The following is an 18,366-nucleotide window of genomic DNA, read 5'->3' as shown; positions in this document are numbered from 1 at the left end:
CGGAAACGGCCGGCCTGCTTAGCCGGCCACGAGGTAGGCCGCGCTGTTGGGTGCGACGACGGCGTCGTCAGCGCCCGATTCTTCGGCGCCGGATTCCTGGGCGCTGGATGCCGGTGCGCTGGACAGCGCCACACGGTAGCCGTCCGGGATGGGCGTGGGATCCGCCCCCGTGTTGGCGACCACCAGGACGTCCCGGTTCACGAAGGCGAGGACGCCCAGCTCGGGATCGTGGTTGTCCGCCCAGCAGAATGTTCCGGACCCCAGCCCGTGGCTCCGGCGCGCCGCAAGCGCCGAGCGGTACAGCTCCAGTGTCGAGCCTTTGACGCCGTCCTGCCGGTCCGCGGCCAGATCCTCGAAGGATTCGGGCTGCGGCAGCCACGGGGCGGCCGGATCCTTTGCTGAGGAGGCCGCCGCGAAGCCGTACCCGGGGGCTCCGGATTTCCACGGGAGCGGCACCCGGCAGCCGTCCCGTCCGCGCTCGATGCCGTTGGTCCGGAAGAACGTGGGGTCCTGCCGGGCCTCGGCCGGCAGCGTGGTGTGCTCGGGGAGGCCAAGCTCCTCGCCCTGGTAGATGTACGCCGAGCCAGGGAGGGCAAGGGACACCAGCGTGGCGGCACGGGCACGGGCCAGGCCCAGGGCTGCATCGGGCTGCTCGTCCTCGGCGGCGATGCCCTTCGGGAAGGTTGTGGGGTCCTGCAGGCCGAAGCGGCTCGGATGGCGCACCGTGTCATGGTTGCTGAGTACCCAGGTAGACGGCGCCCCCACGGACGCGGCGGCCTGGAGGGAATCCTCGATGGCCACCGCCATCCGCTGGGCGTCCCAGCCGGCCAGGAGGAAGTCGAAGTTGAAGGCCTGCTGCATCTCGTCCGGGCGGATGTACCGGGCGAGCCGCTCCGCGGGTTCAACCCACGCCTCGGCCACCAGCATGCGGTCGCCGTCGTACCCAGCCAGGACCCGGTTCCAGTCCCGGTAGATGTCGTGGACGCCGTCCTGGTCAAAGAAGGGCGACGGCGGGTACAGCGGCGATACGGGCTCGTGTTCCGCGGCAGAGCCGGCGGCGTTGCCCGTCGGACCCGCCGGCGCAGCGTGCGCGGTATGCGGCTCAACTGCCTCGCCGTGGGCGCCCGGGGGATCCGTGACGTGGGCGGCTTCTGCGGCGCCTTCCACCATGGCAGCCACGCCTTCCCAGTCCGGAAGGCCGGCCTCCTTCACCATCCCGTGGGCCACGTCCACGCGGAAGCCGTCCACGCCCCGGTCCAGCCAGAAGCGGAGCACGGAACGCATCTCCTCCCAGACCTCGGGATTTTCCCAGTTCAGGTCCGGCTGCTTCGTGTCGAACAGGTGGAGGTACCAGTCCCCGGGGGAGCCGTCCGCATTCGTGGTCCGCGTCCAGGCCGGCCCGCCGAAGATGGATTTCCAGTTGTTCGGGGCGATGTTGCCGTCGCCGGAGCCGGGGACCCCGTCCTTCCCCGGCCGGAACATGTAGCGCTCCCTGGCGGCCGAGCCGGGTTCCGCCGCCAGCGCCTCCTGGAACCACACATGTTCATCGGACGTGTGGTTGGGCACCAGGTCCACGATCACTTTCAGCCCGCGGCTGTGGGCCTCGTCCAGCATGGCGTCGAAGTCGGCCAGCGTGCCGAACGCCGGGTCCACCTGCCGGTAATCCGCGACGTCGTAGCCGCCGTCGGCCTGCGGGGACCGGTAGAACGGCGAGAGCCATACGGCGTCGACACCGAGCTGCTGCAGGTAGGGCAGGCGTGCCGTGACGCCGGGCAGGTCACCCATGCCGTCACCGTTCCCGTCAGAAAAGGAACGCGGATAAATCTGGTAGACAGCAGCGTGGGCCCACCACGCTGCTGTCTCGGAAGCCGGCGTGCTGATCGGGCGGTGGGTCATGGTTGCCTCTCCGGTAACAATTAGGTGTAAACGCTTGCATATCTTCGGGCAACGTTACTAGTGTGACAGTCACCACATCAACCGCACGATTGATTTCCATGTCACTCAGCGAGGAGTCTCCAGCCAATGAAAACCCCTAAGTTCTTACTCCCGGTTGCCACTGCCGGCGTGCTCGCTCTGACCCTGTCTGCCTGTGGCGGCGGCGGCGGGGGTAGCACCACGGGCGGCGGTGCCGGGGGAGGCGACGCCGCCAACAACCTGGACGGCCGCGGCCCCATCACCTACGTGCAGGGCAAGGACAACAGCAACGTTGTCCGCCCGCTGATCGAGAAGTGGAACGCCGCCCACCCGAACGAGAAGGTGACCTTCAAGGAACAGACGGACCAGGCGGACCAGCAGCACGACGACCTCGTGCAGCACTTCCAGGCCAAGGATGCCAGCTACGACGTCGTTGACGTTGACGTGGTGTGGACCGCGGAGTTCGCAGCCAAGGGATGGCTCCAGCCGCTGAAGGACAAGATGGCCTTCGACACCGCCGCGATGCTGAAGCCGACCGTTGACAGCGCCACCTACAAGGGCACGCTGTACGCGGCACCGCAGACCTCCGACGGCGGCCTGCTGTACTACCGCAAGGACCTTGTCCCCACCGCCCCCAAGACGTGGGACGAGATGATGGGCATGTGCTCCATCGCCAAGCAGAACAACATCGGTTGCTACGCCGGCCAGTTCAGCAAGTATGAGGGCCTGACCGTGAACGCTTCGGAGGCGATCAACTCCGCCGGCGGCTCCGTCCTGGATCAGGACGGCAAGCCCAGCCTGAACACCGCCGAAGCCAAGGCCGGCCTGGAGAACCTGGCCAAGGCCTACGCCGACGGCAACATCCCGAAGGAAGGCATCACCTTCCAGGAGGAGCAGAGCCGCCAGGCGTTCCAGAGCGGAAAGCTCCTCTTCCTGCGCAACTGGCCCTATGTTTACAACCTTGCCACCACTGAAGGTTCCTCGGCCGTGAAGGACAAGCTGGGCATCGCCCCGCTGCCCGGCAAGGACGGCCCCGGCGCCTCCTCGCTCGGCGGCCACAACCTCGCCGTCAGCGTTTACTCCAAGAACAAGGCCACTGCCCTGGACTTCCTGAAGTTCATGACGTCGGAGGAAACCGAGAAGTTCTACGCCACCCAGGGTTCGCTGGCGCCGGTGCTCGGTTCGCTTTACACGGACCAGACCCTGGTGAAGAAGCTCCCGTACCTGCCCGTGCTGAAGACCTCCATCGAGAACGCCAAGCCGCGCCCGGTCACCCCGTTCTACCCGGCGGTCACCAAGGCGATCCAGGAAAACGCGTATTCAGCCATCAAGGGCGAGAAGCCCGTGGACACTGCACTGTCTGACATGCAGAAGTCCATTGAATCCGCCGGTGCAGGATCGTAGTTCTGCCATGGCAACCGAAGTAGGCTCGACGCCGGTCAAGGCACCGGCGTCGGGCGGCACCCCGGTCCACCACGGCCCCAAGGGCGTGGGTGAGGACAACAAGATTCTCAGTCAGGGCAAGTGGGCCTCGTGGCTCCTGGCCCCGACCATCATCGCCCTTGCCGTGGTGATCGTGTACCCGATCATCAGCGCAATCGTGATGTCCTTCCAAAAGGACGCCGGCCTGGATCCTGCCACCGGCCTCTTCACCGCAGGCGGGCCCGCCGGCGTTCAAAACTACGTCAACTGGATCGCCCAGCAGTGCGCCACCCCGGACGGCGGCTCGGTCGCCTGCCCGCCGGGCACGCTCGGTTCGCAGTTCTGGTCCGCCACGGCAACAACCTTCTTCTTCACCGTCGTTACCGTGGCCTTCGAGACCGTCCTGGGATTCTGGATGGCAATGATCATGGCCCGCACCTTCAGGGGCCGGAGCATGGTCCGTGCCGCTGTGCTGGTGCCGTGGGCCATCCCCACCGCCGTCACCGCGAAGCTGTGGTTCTTCATCTTCGCGTTCGAAGGCATCGCCAACAAGCTGTTCAACACCACGATCCTGTGGACGGGCAGCGAGTGGCCGGCGAAGTGGGCGGTGGTCATCGCGGACGTGTGGAAGACAACCCCGTTTATGGCCCTGCTGATCCTCGCCGGACTCCAGATGATCCCGGCCGAGGTCTACGAGGCCGCGAAGGTGGACGGCGCCACCGCATGGCAGCGGTTCCGGCTGATCACGCTGCCGCTGGTGAAGCCCGCCCTGATGGTGGCCATCCTCTTCCGCACGCTGGATGCGCTGCGCATGTTCGACCTCCCGTACATCCTGACGGGCGGCGCGAACAACACCACCACCCTGTCGATCCTGGTGATCAACCAGATCAGACAAGGGTTCAATGCGGCCGCAGCGTTGTCCACTATCACCTTCATCATCATCTTTCTTGTCGCGTTCATCTTTGTCCGGTTCCTCGGCGCAAATGTTGTTGAACAGAGCGGCGCCACAGGTAAGGGGAAGAAATGACCGCCGCGACAACCTCCGCCACCGGCCTGCGGGCGGAGCAGGACAGAGGCCGCCGCAAGGCGCAGAACAAGGAAAAGTGGGCGCAGGGCAGGACCTACATCAGCGCCGCCGTCATCCTGATCTGGTGCCTGGCACCGGCGTACTGGATGGTGGTGACGGCGTTCCGCGAGGTGGGCTTCACCTACGACACCTCCATCCTGCCCAGCCATGTCACGCTGGACAACTTCAACACCGCGTTCGACACCTCGTTCGGCAACCGGTTCGGCCAGGCCCTGCTGAACAGCGTCTTCATCGGCGGCGTCGTCACACTCGTGTCGCTGATCATCGGTGTTTTCGCGGCGTACGCACTCGCTCGGCTGAACTTCAGGTTCAAGTTCCTGGTGCTGGGCTTCATCCTGGGAGCGTCCATGTTCCCCGGCGTTGCCCTGATCACCCCGCTGTTCCAGCTGTTCACCAACATCGGCTGGATGGGCACCTACCAGGCGCTGATCATCCCTAACATTTCGTTCGTCCTGCCGCTGACCGTCTACACCATGACCTCCTTCTTCCGGGAGATGCCGTGGGAGCTGGAGGAGTCGGCCCGGGTGGACGGCTGCACGCAGGGCCAGGCCTTCCGCAAGGTCATCATGCCCCTCGCCGCACCGGCCATCTTCACCACGGCGATCCTGGCGTTCATCTCCTCGTGGAATGAATTCCTGATCGCCAGCCAGCTGTCCAGCGATGCAACCCAGCCGGTAACGGTGGCCATCGCCAACTTCGCCGGCGCCCAGCCGAACCAGGTCCCGTACACGGCCATCATGGCCGCGGGCACCATCGTCACCATCCCGCTGGTCATCCTGGTGCTGGTGTTCCAGCGCAAGATTGTTGCCGGCCTGACGGCGGGCGCTGTCAAGTGACGCACGGAGCAGCGCCACAGAACGGGAAGCCGGAGCCGGTCGCGCCCAAGCGCGTCCGCTCCGGCGAGGACTTCGACATCATCATCGGATTCCTCGGCTTCTGGGCTGTGGTGCTGCTCGTCGTCACCGTCTGGATGGAGGTGACGGCGCAGCCCGCTGTCTGGTGGGCGCTGGGTCTGCTGGCCACGCTGCTGGCACTGTATGGCATGGTCAGGCTCCGCAGGCGCCTTCCGGCCCGCACGGCCACGCGCCGCAGGTGAGGCCGGCCGGACTAAAATGGATTCTTGCCGCCGGGCAAACAGCATGGCGGAGATCTGCATGAGGGGATAGAGAGGACATCGTGGCGCGCACTACTGAACGGGCACAGCGCGGTGGCCACTCAGGAGTCAGCATCGAAGACGTGGCCGCGGCCGCAGGTGTATCCACGGCAACCGTGTCACGGGCCGTCCGCGGGCTGCCCCGCGTCTCCCCGGCCACCCGGGAGAAAATCCTGGAGGTGGCCGCGGCGCTCGGTTACGTCGCGTCGTCGTCGGCGTCCGGCCTCGCCACCGGGCGCACCAAAACCATTGGCGTGCTGGCTCCCTTTGTGAGCCGCTGGTTTTTCTCGAAGGCCATCGAGGGTGCGGACCGCGAGCTGCACGCCCGGCAGTACAACCTCTCCCTGTTCAACCTCGGCGGCCACGGCAGCCACCGCGAGCGGCTCTTCAGCAAGACCATGGTCTACAAGCAGATCGACGCCCTCCTGGTGCTCTGTATGGCACTGACGCGCGATGAGCTGGACCATCTGCAGAAGATCGACATTCCGCTGGTGGTGGTGGGCGGCCACGTCGAGGAATGTGCCTACATCGGCATCGACGACTACGCCGCGGCGTCCACCGCGGTCAAGCACCTGATCGGGCTCGGCCACCGGGACATCGCGCTGCTGCACGGCGACGACGAAACGGACCTCAACTTCGACGTTCCCCGGGTCCGCATCCTTGCCTTCCAGGACGTCATGTCAGCCGCGGGCCTGGAAGTCCGGCCCGAGTGGGACGAGTGGGGGGACTTCACCGTCCGCAGCGGCCAGGAGGCATTCCGGCGGCTGTGGGCCCAGCCGGGCGAGAAGCCGACCGCCATCTTCTGCGCGTCGGATGAAATGGCCATGGGGGTCATCTTCGAAGCGAACCGGGTGGGCGTCCGGGTGCCCGAGGACCTGTCCGTGATCGGCATCGACGACCACGACTTTTCCGACGCCATCGGCCTCACCACGGTGGGGCAGCGCCCCGATGAGCAGGCGGAGCTTGGCACCAAGATGCTGCTCGACGAACTCCTGGGGATCACCGGTTCCGTGCAGTCCTCCGTCGCACCGCACCGCCTGATTGTCAGACGCACGACGGCGCCGCCCCGGTCTTCCTAGCAGCGCACCTTTCACAGCGGGCACCTTGGGTGCCCTGCCGCTTAGGAAGCCCGGGCCAGCTGGCGGATCGGGATCCAGCGCGAGGCAAGCCGGCGGTAGGCGGCGGCCGCGCCGGTCATGTCGCCCTCCGCGAGGCATTCGATCCCCAGCCGCACGTCCATGGGAGAGTCGTCCGGGTAGACCTTGTCCGCCACTGCGCCGTAGTCCAGCTCTACCATGGAGTCCGCGTGGAAGAGCTCCAGCCATTCGGTGAGCTGCGTCAGGTCGTCCAGCATGTCCAGGTCGGGCGCTGCGAGGGCCAGGTTTGCCACGGCGTAGCGCACCCGGTCGAGGGCATCGGAGATCGGCGTCCATACCCGCACGGTGAGGATCCTGCCCCCGGCCTCGACGACGTCCTGCGGGTCGGACTCGAGGAACAGCGAGAACCAGCTGAAGGGGATGCCCCAGGTGGAGGCGCGGGTGTGCACGCGGGTGACGCCGTCGCGTGCGTTGACCAGGTCGATGCGTTCCTGGTGCCGGTCGCGCTGCTCCTCGGGGATCAGCAGCTCGGCCAGGGGCCCGTGGATGCCCTCGATCAGCGCGTTTGCCGCCAGCCCGGCCCGAAGCACCAGTTGACTGGGGCAGTAAAGCAGCGCGACGCCGTCGGCCGTTTCCTCCTCCGAGCCTTCCTTGCCGTTTTCCTCCACGGGGACGCCCGGAGCGCGCGTGACGCGCACCAGGTCGGTCCGCCCGGTGGGGAACGGATCGCCGCCGGGCCGGGTGATCCGGCCCAGGGAGGCCAGCAGCTCCGCGTTTTCGACCGCGGCGCGGGACACCGCCCGCTCACCGGCTGACTTGATGGCGGGGCGCTGTTCCTCGGGAAACGCGTCCAGCGGCTCATAAACGCGCAGCGTGGAGGAAAACGGGAGCCCGGCCTGGCCCCGGTATAGGTTGCCCGTCATGAATCCCTGCCTGTCATCAGCCGTCGGCCTCCATCAGTCGGTCAGTTCCACAATCACCGGTGCGTGGTCGGATGCGCCCTTGCCCTTGCGTTCCTCGCGGTCGATCGACGCTCCGGAAACCCGCGAGGCGAGGGCCGGCGAGGCGAGCACGAAGTCGATCCGCATGCCCTCCTTCTTGGGGAAGCGCAGCTGGGTGTAGTCCCAGTACGTGTAGACGCCCGGGCCAGGGGTGTGCGGGCGCACGACGTCGGAATAGCCCGCCGACTCGAAGGCGCGGAACGCGGCGCGCTCCGGTTCGCTGACATGGGTGTAGCCCTGGGTGAGGAACAGGTCGATGTCCCAGACGTCGTCGTCCGTGGGGGCGATGTTCCAGTCGCCCATCAGCGCCACCTGCTTGGACGGGTCCTCGGAGATCCATTGGGCAGCGTGGTTCTTCAGGGAATCAAGCCACTTGAGCTTGTAGGGCATGTGCTCGTCGTCGAGGGAGCGGCCGTTGGGCACGTAGAGGCTCCACACCCGGACTCCGCCGCAGGTCGCGGCCATAGCGCGGGCTTCCTGGACCGGATCCTTGCCTGCCTTGCCGAAGTGCGGCTGGTCCGTGAAACCGCGTTCGACGTCCTCCAGGCCAACCCGCGAGGCGATAGCCACACCGTTCCACTGGTTGACGCCGAAATGCGCCACCTCGTAGCCCATGCGCTCGAAGAGCTCCCACGGAAAGTTGTCGTCCTTGCACTTGGTTTCCTGAATGGCCAGGACGTCACAGTCGGAGCGCTGCAGCCACGCCTCCACACGGTCGGCACGGGCACGCAGCGAGTTCACATTCCAGGTAGCTATCTTCACAGTCCTAACTTACCGAACTTGGCCGCGGATGGGACTCCCGGCGGCGGCGGCCCGCGCGGTTGCCAAGCCCGCCTTTGGGACTCTGGAATTTAGTAGGAAGTCCGAGTAGATTCAGCACCAGAGATGACCGGGGTCATGCAAAGGAGCATCCATGGTTCGCGAACTTTCCCACTACATTGGCGGCCGGCGGGTCGACGGCACGTCCGGCCGGTACGGCGATGTCTTTGATCCCTGCACCGGGGAGGTCCAGGCGAAGGTGCCGCTGGCGGCCGCGGAGGAAGTCCGCAACGCCGTCGCGAACGCCGAAAAGGCCCAGCCGGAGTGGGGCGCCATGAACGCCCAGCGGCGCGGCCGCATCCTGCTCAAATTCGTGGACCTCGTCAACGACAACATGGATGAGCTCGCGGCCCTGCTGTCCTCGGAGCACGGGAAGACCCTCGCCGACGCCAGGGGCGACATCCAGCGCGGCATCGAGGTGGTGGAGTTCGCTGCCGGTGCCCCGCACCTGCTCAAGGGCGAGTTCTCGGACGACGCCGGCTCGGGCATCGACGTGCACTCCATGCGCCAGCCCTTGGGCGTGGTTGCCGGCATTACGCCGTTCAACTTCCCAGCCATGATCCCGCTGTGGAAGTCAGGTCCGGCGCTCGCGGCCGGCAATGCGTTCATCCTCAAGCCGTCCGAACGCGATCCGTCCGTGCCGCTGCGGCTGGCCGAGCTCTATTCCCAGGCGGGGGTGCCGGACGGGGTGTTCAACGTGGTCAACGGCGACAAGGAGGCAGTGGACGCGCTGCTTGAGGATCCGCGGGTGCAGGCGATCGGCTTCGTGGGTTCCACCCCGATTGCCCAGTACATCTACGCCACAGCGGCGGCCCACGGAAAGCGTGCCCAGTGCTTCGGCGGCGCCAAGAACCACATGGTGGTCATGCCGGACGCGGACCTGGACATGGCCGCCGACGCCCTGATCGGGGCCGGCTACGGGTCGGCCGGCGAACGCTGCATGGCGGTATCCGTGGCCGTCCCCGTCGGGGAGGAGACCGCGAACAACCTGGTGGCGCGGCTGCAGGAGCGGATCAAATCCCTGAAGGTTGGCCACAGCACGGCCAAGGACTCCGACTTCGGTCCCGTGGTGACACCGGCCGCCAAGGAGCGGATCGAGGGCTACATCAAGTCCGGCGAGGAGGAGGGCGCCTCGCTCCTGGTGGACGGCCGCGGCCTGGCCGTGGACGGCTACGACGGCGGCTTCTGGGTTGGCCCCACGCTGTTCGACAACGTCACCAAGGACATGAAGATCTACCGCGAGGAGATCTTCGGCCCCGTGCTCAGCGTCCTCCGCGCGTCCGACTACGACGAGGCCCTGCGGCTCTGCAGCGAGAACGAGTTCGGCAACGGCGTGGCCATCTTCACCCGCGACGGGGATGCCGCCCGGGACTTCGCCAGCAGGGTACAGGTGGGCATGGTAGGCATCAACGTCCCCATCCCGGTGCCCATTGCCTACTACACCTTCGGCGGCTGGAAGGCGTCAGGATTCGGCGACCTCAACCAGCACGGCGCCGATGCGTTCCGCTTCTACACCAAGACCAAGACCGTGACCTCGCGCTGGCCCTCCGGCATCCGGCAGGGCGCCAGCTTCATCATGCCGGAAGGAAGCTGATGACTGAACCTGCCCCGAACTCGACGCCTGCACCCTCGGAACCGGACGCGGTTCCCGATCCGGAGGTGCTGTTCGAACAGCGGGGCAGACTGGGGGTGGTCACGCTCAACCGGCCCAAGGCCGTCAACGCGCTCACTGCGGGCATGGTCGCCGCCGTCCTGGAGCAGCTCACCGCCTGGGCGGACGATGACACGGTGGCCACGGTGCTGGTCCGGGGAGCCGGCGACCGCGGACTGTGCGCGGGCGGGGACATCGTGGCCATCTACCGGGACATCCTCGCGGGCGGCGACGAGACGGCCGGCTTCTGGGCGGACGAATACCGGATGAATTCGCTCATCGAGAAGTTCCCCAAGCCGTACGTGGCATTTATGGACGGCCTGGTGCTGGGCGGCGGCGTGGGCATCTCCGCGCACGGCTCCCTCCGCATCGTCACCGAACGGACCCGGACGGGGATGCCGGAGACCACCATCGGGTTCGTGCCCGACGTCGGCGGGACCCTTCTGCTGTCTCGCTCACCCGGGGAATCGGGCACCCATGCAGCCCTCACCGGGGCGCACCTGAGCGGGGCGGACGCCCTGTTCCTTGGACTCGCGGACCACTTTGTCCCCTCGGGCAGCCTCGCGGAGCTCGCGGCGGCGCTGGAAACCGAAAGCGCGGAAGCCGCCGTCGTACGTTTTGCCGAAAAGCCGCCGGCCTCGGCGCTGGAGGGGCAGCGGGACTGGATCGACGCCTGCTATGCAACGGACGACGCCGAGGACATCGTCCGGCGGCTGCGCGCCGCGGGCGGGGAGGCCGCGGCGGCCGCCGACACCATCGAGGCGAAGTCGCCCACCTCGGTCAAGGTGACCCTGGCGTCGCTGCGCAGGTCCCGCGGCCTGACGCTCGACCAGGTGCTGGCCGAGGAGTACCGGGTGGGGCTGCATTGCCTCGCCGGACCGGATTTCCGCGAGGGGATCCGGGCGCAGGTGGTGGACAAGGACCGCAACCCCCGGTGGCAGCCGGCCACGTTGCAGGAAGTGCGCGCGGACGACGTCGAGCGCTACTTCGCGCCGCTGGGGGACCGGGAACTGGTGCTGTGGGAGAGGGAGTCGGACCATGCCTGAAGAAGCAACTGTGCCTGAGGAAGCAACCGTGCCTGGCGTATCGCGGCCTGAAGGTGCAAAACCGCGCATTGCCTTCCTGGGACTTGGCCACATGGGCGGTCCCATGGCGGTCAACCTGGTCAAGGCAGGCTACGACGTCATCGGCTTCGACGTGGTGCCAGCCGCGCTGGACGCCGCCCGGGAGCATGGCATTACGGTTGCCGCGAGTGCCGCGGAAACCATCCTGGGGGCGGACGTGGTGCTCACGATGTTCCCGAGCGGGCAGCATGTGCTGGACGCCTACCGGGGCGCGGACGGGGAGCCCGGGCTGCTGGCCGCCGCGGCGCCGGACACCATGTTCCTGGACTGCTCCACCATCAACGTGGACGAGGCGCGGGAGGCCGCCAGGCTGGCGCTCGACGCCGGGCACCGCTCCGTGGACGCTCCGGTTTCCGGCGGCGTGGTGGGGGCCGAGGCCGGGACGCTGACGTTCATGGTGGGAGCGCTTCCGGAGGACTTTGAGACGGTGCGGCCCCTGTTCGACGTCATGGGCAAACGCGCGGTGCTGTGCGGAGAACACGGCGCCGGCCAGGCCGCAAAGGTCTGCAACAACCTCATCCTGGGCGTCTCGATGATCGCCGTCAGCGAGGCGTTCGTGCTCGGCGAGAAGCTGGGACTGACGCACCAGGCCCTGTTCGACGTCGCCTCCGCGGCGTCGGGGCAGTGCTGGGCCCTCACCACCAACTGCCCCGTCCCCGGGCCCGTGCCCACCAGCCCGGCCAACCGCGACTACCAGCCGGGGTTCGCCGGAGCCCTGATGGCCAAAGACCTCCGGCTGGCGCTGAACGCCCTCCAGTCCACCGGCGTGGCTGCCCGGATGGGCCCCCTGGCCTCCGAGATCTACGACGCCTTTGCCGCGGAGGGCGGGGCGGGCAGGGATTTCTCCGGCATCATCACCGACATCCGGGACAAGTCAGGACAGTAGGCTTAGTTTCAGGACTTACCAACGTTGCAGGACGCACCAACCACGTGAGGGGAATGGATGACGCACGACTACGGGAACATTCTGGTGGAGCGCCGCGGGCGCGTCGGCCTCGTCACCCTGAACAGGCCCGAGGCGCTGAACGCCCTGGACAGGACCACCCTGGAGGAACTCGTGTCCGCGGTCTCCGCCATGGACACGGATCCCGGGGTTGGCGCCGTCGTGATCACGGGCTCGGGGAAAGCCTTCGCCGCGGGCGCCGATATCAAGGAGATGGCGGACAAAGGCTACCTGGAGATGTACGACGCCGACTGGTTCCGCGGGTGGGAGGACCTCACCCGGCTGCGCATTCCGCTGATCGCGGCGGTGTCCGGTTTCGCGCTGGGCGGCGGCTGCGAGCTGGCCATGATGTGCGATTTCATCATCGCCGGCGACAACGCCAAATTCGGCCAGCCGGAGATCAACCTCGGCGTCGTGCCGGGCATGGGCGGATCCCAGCGGCTCACCCGCGCCGTGGGCAAGGCCAAGGCGATGGACATGATCCTCACGGGCCGGTTCATCGATGCGGACGAGGCAGAACGGTCAGGCCTGGTGGCACGCGTGGTGCCCGCCGCGGACACCGTGGAGGAGGCGCTGAAGGCCGCTGAGGTCATCGCGTCCAAGTCGAAGCCGGCCGCCATGCTGGCCAAGGAAGCCGTCAATGCGGCCTTCGAGACGGGGCTGGCGCAGGGTGTGCTGTTTGAACGCCGGCTGTTCCATTCGCTCTTCGCCTCCGAGGACCAGAAGGAAGGCATGGCCGCTTTCACGGAGAAGCGCCAGCCGGAGTTCAGGCACCGGTGAGCGCCGGGCTGACCGGGGAACGCACCGTCAAGGGGACTTCCCTGCGCGTTGTCCCGGCAGCCATGGTCTCGCTGGCGGGCTTTGTCCTGTTCGCGCTGGACCAGAGCCTGCCCGGTTATGCCCTGCTCGCGGCGGCGCTCGTGGTCGCAGTCCTGATGGACCGCCTGCTGTTCCGCGACCTGAGCTTGATTGCGGCCGGGGTGGCCATCATCAGCGCCGTGCCGATCACCACCGACGTCAGCACCTCGCACATGATCGTCATGGGCTCGGCCATGATCGCGGCGGTGGGGATCCCCTACGCCGTCTCGCGGTTCGTCACCAAAGAGCATGCGGTGGTGTTTCCGGTCCGGACCGGGCAGAAATGGACGCATGCGGAGAAGTGGTACCTGCCCGCCGTCGTGGTGATTGGCTACGCCCTGCTGCCCGTCTACATGATCCGGACCGGGGTTTATATGAACTGGCCCGCCGTGCACGACCCCGAGGGCATCGCACGGCTGTTCGTCGGCACCAACGCCCTGGGCATCTGGGATGAGCTGTTCTTCATCTGCACCTGCTTCGCGCTGCTGCGCCGGCACCTGCCCGACTGGCAGGCCAACCTGCTGCAGGCTGTGCTGTTCACGTCCTTCCTGTGGGAACTGGGGTTCAAGGCCTGGGCGCCGTTCTTCATCTACCCGTTCGCCCTGCTGCAGGCCCGCATCTTTACCGCCACCAAGTCCCTGTCGTACATCGTGAGCGTGCACCTGCTCTTCGACTTCGTGCTGTTCCTGGTGCTGCTCCACGCGCACAACAGGGCGTGGATCGATATCTTCCTCTACTAGCCCGCTCCTATTTACTAGCCCCCTATTTCCTAAATCCGGCCACACCCACACGGCCCATCGAGTTTTTGTCCAGATATCGGCCTCTAAAGGCACTTTTGCCCGCGATATCTGGACAAAAACTCCAACCGGGGCAGGGGACGGACGCAAAATTGCCGCCCGGATTTCACCCGCAGTTAATCGTAATGGCCTAGCCTTGCACTTCAGGCAAAAGTGTTTATTCAGGCAAACGTTTGAAAAGGGGAACGATCGTGGCCGACATCGCTGCTGTACTGGGACGGCTCACCGCAGCCGAGCTTGAAGAAATCCACGCCACAGGCCCGCAGGGACACCTGAGCCGCCGGATCGTGGAGGCGCTGGACAGGGCTGCCGGCGGTCCCGGCGGCGGCCGTGGCTATTACGTTCCGGCCGGAAGTGTCAGCGGAACCGGCAGCCCGCACGTTGTCCTGAGGAGCGACGTCGCAGCCTGGCTTTTCGGGCATTCCGCACCGGCCGCCGTCGCCGATCCGGCCTAAAAGCCGGGCTGGTTTAGCTAGCCTGCGGGCCCTGCTACGGGCGTAAGGGCGGATGCCGGCGTCGCGCCGGGGGCGCCGTCAGATTCGCCGTTTTGCTGCCGCAGGCCGCCGTCGAGGATGGTGCCCAGCAGGCCGCGGGCCGCCTCGAGGACTTCACGTACCTCGGGGGACGTCAGTTCGTAGAACAGGCGGCCGTCCTTCCGGGACGGAACGATCAGCCGCTGGCGCCGCAGGATGCCGAGGTGCTGGGAGAGGTTCGAGGCCTCGAGGCCGGTGCAGTCCCGCAGGTTGCTCACGGTCACCGGGCCGCTGACCAGCATCTCCAGGACCAGGATGCGTGCAGGGTGGCCCATGGACTTAAACAGGTCGGCCTTAACCTCGGTGTGGATCACGCCGTCGGGCATGTCACCCATTATGGATTCCTTCCACTGTTGCTTGCCAGATGTTGCAGCCAGATATTGCCCGGCCCGCCAAACTGGTGCCCCCAAGGCGTATAGACCTAAGTATAGAGACAGAACGGTCTGTCCCCGACGAACCGGGTGATTTTTTGTCAGGAGCCCGTCCTGCGGGGCGTGCGAAGGCAGGGCAGCGGTACTGGACAGGCCTTGCCAAAGACCCGTAACTAGTTCACAATTTCATAAATTCCTCAATTACCGCCCCGGCTCATCCGCGGGAGCGGCAAGGAGAGAAACCTCAGCTGCTTCCGGCGACGACGGCGTCCCGGACGCCGTGTTCCCGGATCCAGGAGGGCTAAATGGCTGGCATGTTCGAACTCTTCACTGACGCAGAGGCTTCATTCAGATTCCAGCTCACCGCCCCGGACGGCACTGTCATGGCCGTGTCCCGGGCTTTTCCCAGTAAGGCGGCCGCGGTTGAGGGCATTGCCGCCGTGCGCGAGTACGCCGGAATGGGGCATGTGAAAGAGCTGGCCACGGCACCGGCGGAACGCCACTTCGGTTCGCGCCCGCACGCTGCTGTCCGCCCCCTGTCCAAGCGCATGCCCCTCCAGTGCCAGGGGTTGGCCGGGTAGGGCGACAGGGCGCCGCTATGAGCCTTCCGAAAACCGTGCGGGCGTACTCAAGCGCCGTTGGGCCGGACGGCTGTGTTGCCGGCACGTTCCACTATGACGCCATTTCGGGGCGGCTCGAGTGGTCGGACGAGCTGTACACGCTCCACGGTTACCGCCGCGGCGAGATCGTGCCCACCGTGGAGCTTCTCTACGCCCACAAGCACCCGGATGACAGGGACCGATGCCACGACATCTTTACGGCGGCCTGCGAGGCGGGCGGATTCTTCTGCACCTACCACCGCATCATCGATGCGCGCGTGCGGGAACACCGTGTCCTCACCGCCGGCGAGGCGCTCGTCCAGGACGGCAGGCTCGTTGCGGTAGAGGGGTTCATCGTGGACCTGACCAGCACGCTGCACTGGGAAACGGAACAGGCGGCACGGGAAGCGGTTGAAGGTGCCCTCGGCACGCGGAGCACCATTGAACAGGCGAAGGGCATCCTGATGGGCGTCCTGCGGATTGGTTCCGACGCCGCCTTCGAGCTGCTGGCCAAGTACAGCCAGGACACCAACATCAAGGTGGCCAGCACTGCCGCCGACCTCGTGCAGCTCGCCAACAGCCCACAGCAGGCGGCCTTGCTGGACACTTTCGTCCAGGAGCTCCAGCGGCCGTCGGCAAGCCACCCGGACCGGCAGCCTGTGAAGCCGGTCAGCCCGTAAAGTCGCCGGCGCCGCGGCGGAAATCGCCCAGGATCCTGATGAGCTGGTCTACGTCCTGTTCACCAAAGCCGGACCGGGCGAAAACCTCTGTGTTGAGTACCGCCGTCGCCCGTTTTGCCAGCGTGCGGCCCTCGGCCGTGAGCTCGATGAGCGTGGTGCGCCCGTCGGTGGGGTGCGGTGAGCGGACCACCAGTCCCGCGGTCTGGAGGCGGTCGACGGCGTTGGTCACCGAGGTGGGATGGACCTGGAGCAGGGCGCTCGCCTTGTTCATGGGCAGGGCGCCGCTCCTGGCGAAGCTGAGCAGCGCCAGCAGCTCGTAGCGGGCGAAGGTCAGCCCGAATGGCTTCAGCGCCCCCTCGATGCGTGCCAGCAGGATCTGCTGGGTGCGCATGATCGCCGTGATGGCGGCCATCGGGGCGGCGACGTCACCCCAGCCGTGGGTCTCCCAGTTGCGCTGCGCATCGGCAATCGGGTCACGGGGCAATGGCGGGCTCACGGTTCAGCCCTGGCTTTTCAGACCCGGAAAATCCGTTTCGGAGTACTCCGTGCCCAGGCGAAGGGGAGCGCCGGCCGCACTGTGCTGCGTGCCGTCCGCGTGTCGGAGTTCCTCGCTGTGCCGGATTTCTTCATTGTGCCGCAGCTCGACCCGGCGGATCTTGCCCGAGATGGTCTTCGGCAACTCGGCGAACTCGAGCCGGCGGATGCGCTTGAACGGCGCCAAATGGTCCCGGCAGTAGCGCAGGATCTCCTCGGCGAGTTCGGGTCCCGGCTCGTGGCCGGCCGCCAGCACCACAAACGCCTTGGGCACGGACAGCTTCATCGGATCGGGGGAGGGGACGACGGCGGCCTCCGCCACCGCCGGGTGCTCGATGAGCACGCTTTCCAGCTCGAACGGGGAGAGCCGGTAGTCGGAGGACTTGAAGACGTCGTCGTCGCGGCCCACGTAGGTGATCACGCCGTGCTCGTCCCGGCTGGCCATGTCACCCGTGTGGTAGTAGCCGCCGCGGAAGGCCTCGGCCGTCTTTTCCGGGTCGCCGTAGTACGACTTCATCAGCCCGGCGGGGCGGGGATTCAAACGGAGGCAGAGCTCGCCGTCGTCCGCTTCTTCTCCTGTCGCCGGATCGACGAGCACCACGTCGTACCCCGGCAGCGGCTGGCCCATGGCGCCGATCTTGACCGGCTGACCGGGGGTGTTGGCCACCTGCACCGTGGTCTCGGTCTGGCCGAAGCCGTCGCGGATGGTCTGTCCCCAGGCGCGCTGGACCTGGCCGATGACCTCCGCGTTGAGCGGCTCGCCGGCCGACACAACCTTGGTGGGCGGATTCTTCAGGAGGGTGAGGTCGGCCTGGATGAGCATCCGCCAGACGGTGGGCGGTGCGCAGAAGCTGGTGACCTTCTCGCGGTCCATCTGCTCCATGAGGGCCCTGGCGTCGAAGCGGTCGTAGTTGTAGACGAACACGCATGCCTCGGCAATCCACGGGGCGAACAGGTTGGACCACGCGTGTTTTGCCCAGCCCGGCGAAGCCACGTTGAGGTGCACGTCGCCCGGTTCCAGCCCGATCCAGTACATCGTGGACAGGTGGCCCACCGGATAGGAGGTGTGGGTGTGTTCCACGAGCTTGGCCTTGGAGGTGGTGCCCGAGGTGAAGTAGAGGAGCAGGGTCTCGTCCGCCAGGGTGGGGGCGTCGGGCGTGAAGTCGCCGGGGGCGGCGGTGGAGTCTGCATACTGCAGCGCCGCCGCGGCGGCGGCGCCTGGGCTGGTGCCGGCGTCGGGGATTTCTATGAGCCGGTAGCTGCCTGGCACCTCGGCAAACTTGCCGAGGTTTGAACTGCCGACGGCGGCCCAGCCCGCTTCGCCGCGCTCCACCCGGTCCTTCAGGTCCGCGGGACCCATGAGGGTGGTGGTGGGGATCAGCACGATGCCCAGCTTGATGCCGGCCAGTACGAGTTCCCACAGTTCCACCTGGTTGCCCAGCATGATGATCATGCGGTCGCCGCGCTTCACACCCTGGCTGCGGAGCCAGGTGGCGACCTGGCTGGAGCGGGCCGACAGCTCGCCGAAGCTGCGGCGCGTGGCGGAGCCGTCCTGCTCCACGATCACCAGGGCCGGGTTGTTGCCGCGTGCGGGATCGGCAGCGATGCCGTCAAACCAGTCGAGCGCGAAGTTGAACTCAGTGGGCCGCGGCCATTCAAAGCTGGTCCTCGCCTGCCGGTAGTCCTGGCGCATGGCGAGCAACTGGTCCCGTGCGGCACGGAAGTCGTCGGTGACTGTCATGGGGCACCTTTCGCCTGGGGATTCACGTCCTAGTGATCCACA

General features: G+C 66.9%; 19 protein-coding genes. 13 read left to right on the top strand and 6 right to left on the bottom strand.

Annotated features, from left to right (window positions below):
• Positions 1-18: 18 nt before the first annotated feature.
• Positions 19-1,896, bottom strand: a complete 1,878-nt coding sequence (locus tag R5O87_RS10960; protein ID WP_410556427.1) for a glycoside hydrolase family 13 protein — start codon at positions 1,894-1,896, stop codon at positions 19-21.
• A 126-nt stretch (positions 1,897-2,022) separates the two neighbouring features.
• Here R5O87_RS10960 and R5O87_RS10955 point away from each other — a divergent pair, with 126 nt between their 5' ends.
• The 5 genes from R5O87_RS10955 (at position 2,023) to R5O87_RS10935 (ending at position 6,655) form a co-directional block, all read left to right on the top strand.
• Positions 2,023-3,318 carry an ABC transporter substrate-binding protein gene (locus R5O87_RS10955; RefSeq protein ID WP_410556428.1) on the top strand — a complete coding sequence of 432 codons (1,296 nt, stop codon included), beginning with the start codon at positions 2,023-2,025 and terminating at the stop codon, positions 3,316-3,318.
• 7 nt (positions 3,319-3,325) lie between these two features.
• A complete protein-coding gene (locus R5O87_RS10950; RefSeq protein ID WP_410556429.1) occupies positions 3,326-4,363 on the top strand; it encodes a carbohydrate ABC transporter permease in 1,038 nt (345 codons plus the stop codon).
• Positions 4,360-5,259: a carbohydrate ABC transporter permease gene (locus R5O87_RS10945; protein WP_410556430.1), complete on the top strand. Its 900-nt coding sequence runs from the start codon at positions 4,360-4,362 to the stop codon at positions 5,257-5,259. The genes R5O87_RS10950 and R5O87_RS10945 overlap by 4 nt, the downstream gene beginning before the upstream one ends.
• Entirely contained in the window at positions 5,256-5,519 is a 264-nt protein-coding gene (locus R5O87_RS10940; RefSeq protein WP_410556432.1) for a hypothetical protein, read from the top strand. The genes R5O87_RS10945 and R5O87_RS10940 overlap by 4 nt, the downstream gene beginning before the upstream one ends.
• 80 nt (positions 5,520-5,599) lie before the next feature.
• Positions 5,600-6,655: a LacI family DNA-binding transcriptional regulator gene (locus R5O87_RS10935; protein WP_410556434.1), complete on the top strand. Its 1,056-nt coding sequence runs from the start codon at positions 5,600-5,602 to the stop codon at positions 6,653-6,655.
• 41 nt (positions 6,656-6,696) lie between these two features.
• Here the strand turns inward: R5O87_RS10935 and R5O87_RS10930 are convergent, their stop codons facing one another.
• The gene (locus R5O87_RS10930) at positions 6,697-7,596 is read right to left on the bottom strand and encodes a hypothetical protein (protein ID WP_410556435.1); all 900 of its coding nucleotides are present in this window, start codon (positions 7,594-7,596) and stop codon (positions 6,697-6,699) included.
• Between the two features lie 33 nt (positions 7,597-7,629).
• Positions 7,630-8,436 (bottom strand): exodeoxyribonuclease III, encoded by an 807-nt coding sequence (locus R5O87_RS10925; protein ID WP_410556436.1) that lies wholly within the window; start codon positions 8,434-8,436, stop codon positions 7,630-7,632.
• A gap of 151 nt (positions 8,437-8,587) precedes the next feature.
• Between R5O87_RS10925 and R5O87_RS10920 the strand changes: the two genes are divergently transcribed.
• The 6 genes from R5O87_RS10920 to R5O87_RS10895 all read left to right on the top strand — a co-directional run bounded on the left by R5O87_RS10920 (position 8,588) and on the right by R5O87_RS10895 (position 14,321).
• On the top strand, positions 8,588-10,087 hold the full coding sequence (locus R5O87_RS10920) for a CoA-acylating methylmalonate-semialdehyde dehydrogenase (protein WP_410556437.1): 1,500 nt from the start codon (positions 8,588-8,590) through the stop codon (positions 10,085-10,087).
• On the top strand, positions 10,087-11,190 hold the full coding sequence (locus tag R5O87_RS10915; RefSeq protein ID WP_410556438.1) for an enoyl-CoA hydratase/isomerase family protein: 1,104 nt from the start codon (positions 10,087-10,089) through the stop codon (positions 11,188-11,190). Before R5O87_RS10920 ends, R5O87_RS10915 begins: the two co-directional genes overlap by 1 nt.
• A gap of 91 nt (positions 11,191-11,281) precedes the next feature.
• Complete coding sequence (gene mmsB, locus R5O87_RS10910; protein WP_462836438.1) at positions 11,282-12,154, top strand: 3-hydroxyisobutyrate dehydrogenase; 873 nt, start codon at positions 11,282-11,284, stop codon at positions 12,152-12,154.
• 57 nt (positions 12,155-12,211) lie between these two features.
• Positions 12,212-12,991, top strand: a complete 780-nt coding sequence (locus tag R5O87_RS10905; protein WP_410556441.1) for an enoyl-CoA hydratase — start codon at positions 12,212-12,214, stop codon at positions 12,989-12,991.
• Positions 12,988-13,809 carry a CPBP family glutamic-type intramembrane protease gene (locus R5O87_RS10900; RefSeq protein ID WP_410556442.1) on the top strand — a complete coding sequence of 274 codons (822 nt, stop codon included), beginning with the start codon at positions 12,988-12,990 and terminating at the stop codon, positions 13,807-13,809. The genes R5O87_RS10905 and R5O87_RS10900 overlap by 4 nt, the downstream gene beginning before the upstream one ends.
• A 248-nt stretch (positions 13,810-14,057) precedes the next feature.
• The gene (locus tag R5O87_RS10895) at positions 14,058-14,321 is read left to right on the top strand and encodes a hypothetical protein (RefSeq protein WP_003799094.1); all 264 of its coding nucleotides are present in this window, start codon (positions 14,058-14,060) and stop codon (positions 14,319-14,321) included.
• Positions 14,322-14,338: 17 nt separating this feature from the next.
• Here the strand turns inward: R5O87_RS10895 and R5O87_RS10890 are convergent, their stop codons facing one another.
• A complete protein-coding gene (locus R5O87_RS10890; RefSeq protein ID WP_410556443.1) occupies positions 14,339-14,734 on the bottom strand; it encodes an ArsR/SmtB family transcription factor in 396 nt (131 codons plus the stop codon).
• Positions 14,735-15,075: 341 nt separating this feature from the next.
• On the opposite strand from R5O87_RS10890, the gene R5O87_RS10885 reads away from it, so the two are divergent.
• Entirely contained in the window at positions 15,076-15,351 is a 276-nt protein-coding gene (locus tag R5O87_RS10885; RefSeq protein ID WP_410556444.1) for a YegP family protein, read from the top strand.
• A gap of 17 nt (positions 15,352-15,368) precedes the next feature.
• Positions 15,369-16,049: a PAS and ANTAR domain-containing protein gene (locus R5O87_RS10880; protein ID WP_410556445.1), complete on the top strand. Its 681-nt coding sequence runs from the start codon at positions 15,369-15,371 to the stop codon at positions 16,047-16,049.
• On the opposite strand, the gene R5O87_RS10875 is transcribed toward R5O87_RS10880, so the two are convergent.
• The gene (locus R5O87_RS10875; RefSeq protein ID WP_410556446.1) at positions 16,039-16,545 is read right to left on the bottom strand and encodes a MarR family winged helix-turn-helix transcriptional regulator; all 507 of its coding nucleotides are present in this window, start codon (positions 16,543-16,545) and stop codon (positions 16,039-16,041) included. The genes R5O87_RS10880 and R5O87_RS10875 overlap by 11 nt on opposite strands.
• A gap of 3 nt (positions 16,546-16,548) precedes the next feature.
• On the bottom strand, positions 16,549-18,324 hold the full coding sequence (locus tag R5O87_RS10870; protein WP_410556447.1) for an AMP-binding protein: 1,776 nt from the start codon (positions 18,322-18,324) through the stop codon (positions 16,549-16,551).
• Positions 18,325-18,366: the final 42 nt, after the last annotated feature.

It is taken from the genome of Arthrobacter globiformis (assembly GCF_046536215.2).
In the GTDB taxonomy this organism is placed as follows: Bacteria; Actinomycetota; Actinomycetes; order Actinomycetales; family Micrococcaceae; genus Arthrobacter; species Arthrobacter globiformis_E.
The sequence above is the reverse complement of the archived record's forward strand: the minus strand, read 5'-3'. Positions and strand labels throughout refer to the sequence as shown.

Coding starts and splice junctions, on each gene's coding strand:
- R5O87_RS10960 (WP_410556427.1), bottom strand. CDS start 1,896: ATGACCCACCGCCCGATCAGCACGCCGGCTTCCGAGACAGCAGCGTGG.
- R5O87_RS10955 (WP_410556428.1), top strand. CDS start 2,023: ATGAAAACCCCTAAGTTCTTACTCCCGGTTGCCACTGCCGGCGTGCTC.
- R5O87_RS10950 (WP_410556429.1), top strand. CDS start 3,326: ATGGCAACCGAAGTAGGCTCGACGCCGGTCAAGGCACCGGCGTCGGGC.
- R5O87_RS10945 (WP_410556430.1), top strand. CDS start 4,360: ATGACCGCCGCGACAACCTCCGCCACCGGCCTGCGGGCGGAGCAGGAC.
- R5O87_RS10930 (WP_410556435.1), bottom strand. CDS start 7,596: ATGACGGGCAACCTATACCGGGGCCAGGCCGGGCTCCCGTTTTCCTCC.
- R5O87_RS10920 (WP_410556437.1), top strand. CDS start 8,588: ATGGTTCGCGAACTTTCCCACTACATTGGCGGCCGGCGGGTCGACGGC.
- R5O87_RS10915 (WP_410556438.1), top strand. CDS start 10,087: ATGACTGAACCTGCCCCGAACTCGACGCCTGCACCCTCGGAACCGGAC.
- mmsB (WP_462836438.1), top strand. CDS start 11,282: ATGGGCGGTCCCATGGCGGTCAACCTGGTCAAGGCAGGCTACGACGTC.
- R5O87_RS10905 (WP_410556441.1), top strand. CDS start 12,212: ATGACGCACGACTACGGGAACATTCTGGTGGAGCGCCGCGGGCGCGTC.
- R5O87_RS10890 (WP_410556443.1), bottom strand. CDS start 14,734: ATGGGTGACATGCCCGACGGCGTGATCCACACCGAGGTTAAGGCCGAC.
- R5O87_RS10885 (WP_410556444.1), top strand. CDS start 15,076: ATGGCTGGCATGTTCGAACTCTTCACTGACGCAGAGGCTTCATTCAGA.
- R5O87_RS10880 (WP_410556445.1), top strand. CDS start 15,369: ATGAGCCTTCCGAAAACCGTGCGGGCGTACTCAAGCGCCGTTGGGCCG.
- R5O87_RS10870 (WP_410556447.1), bottom strand. CDS start 18,324: ATGACAGTCACCGACGACTTCCGTGCCGCACGGGACCAGTTGCTCGCC.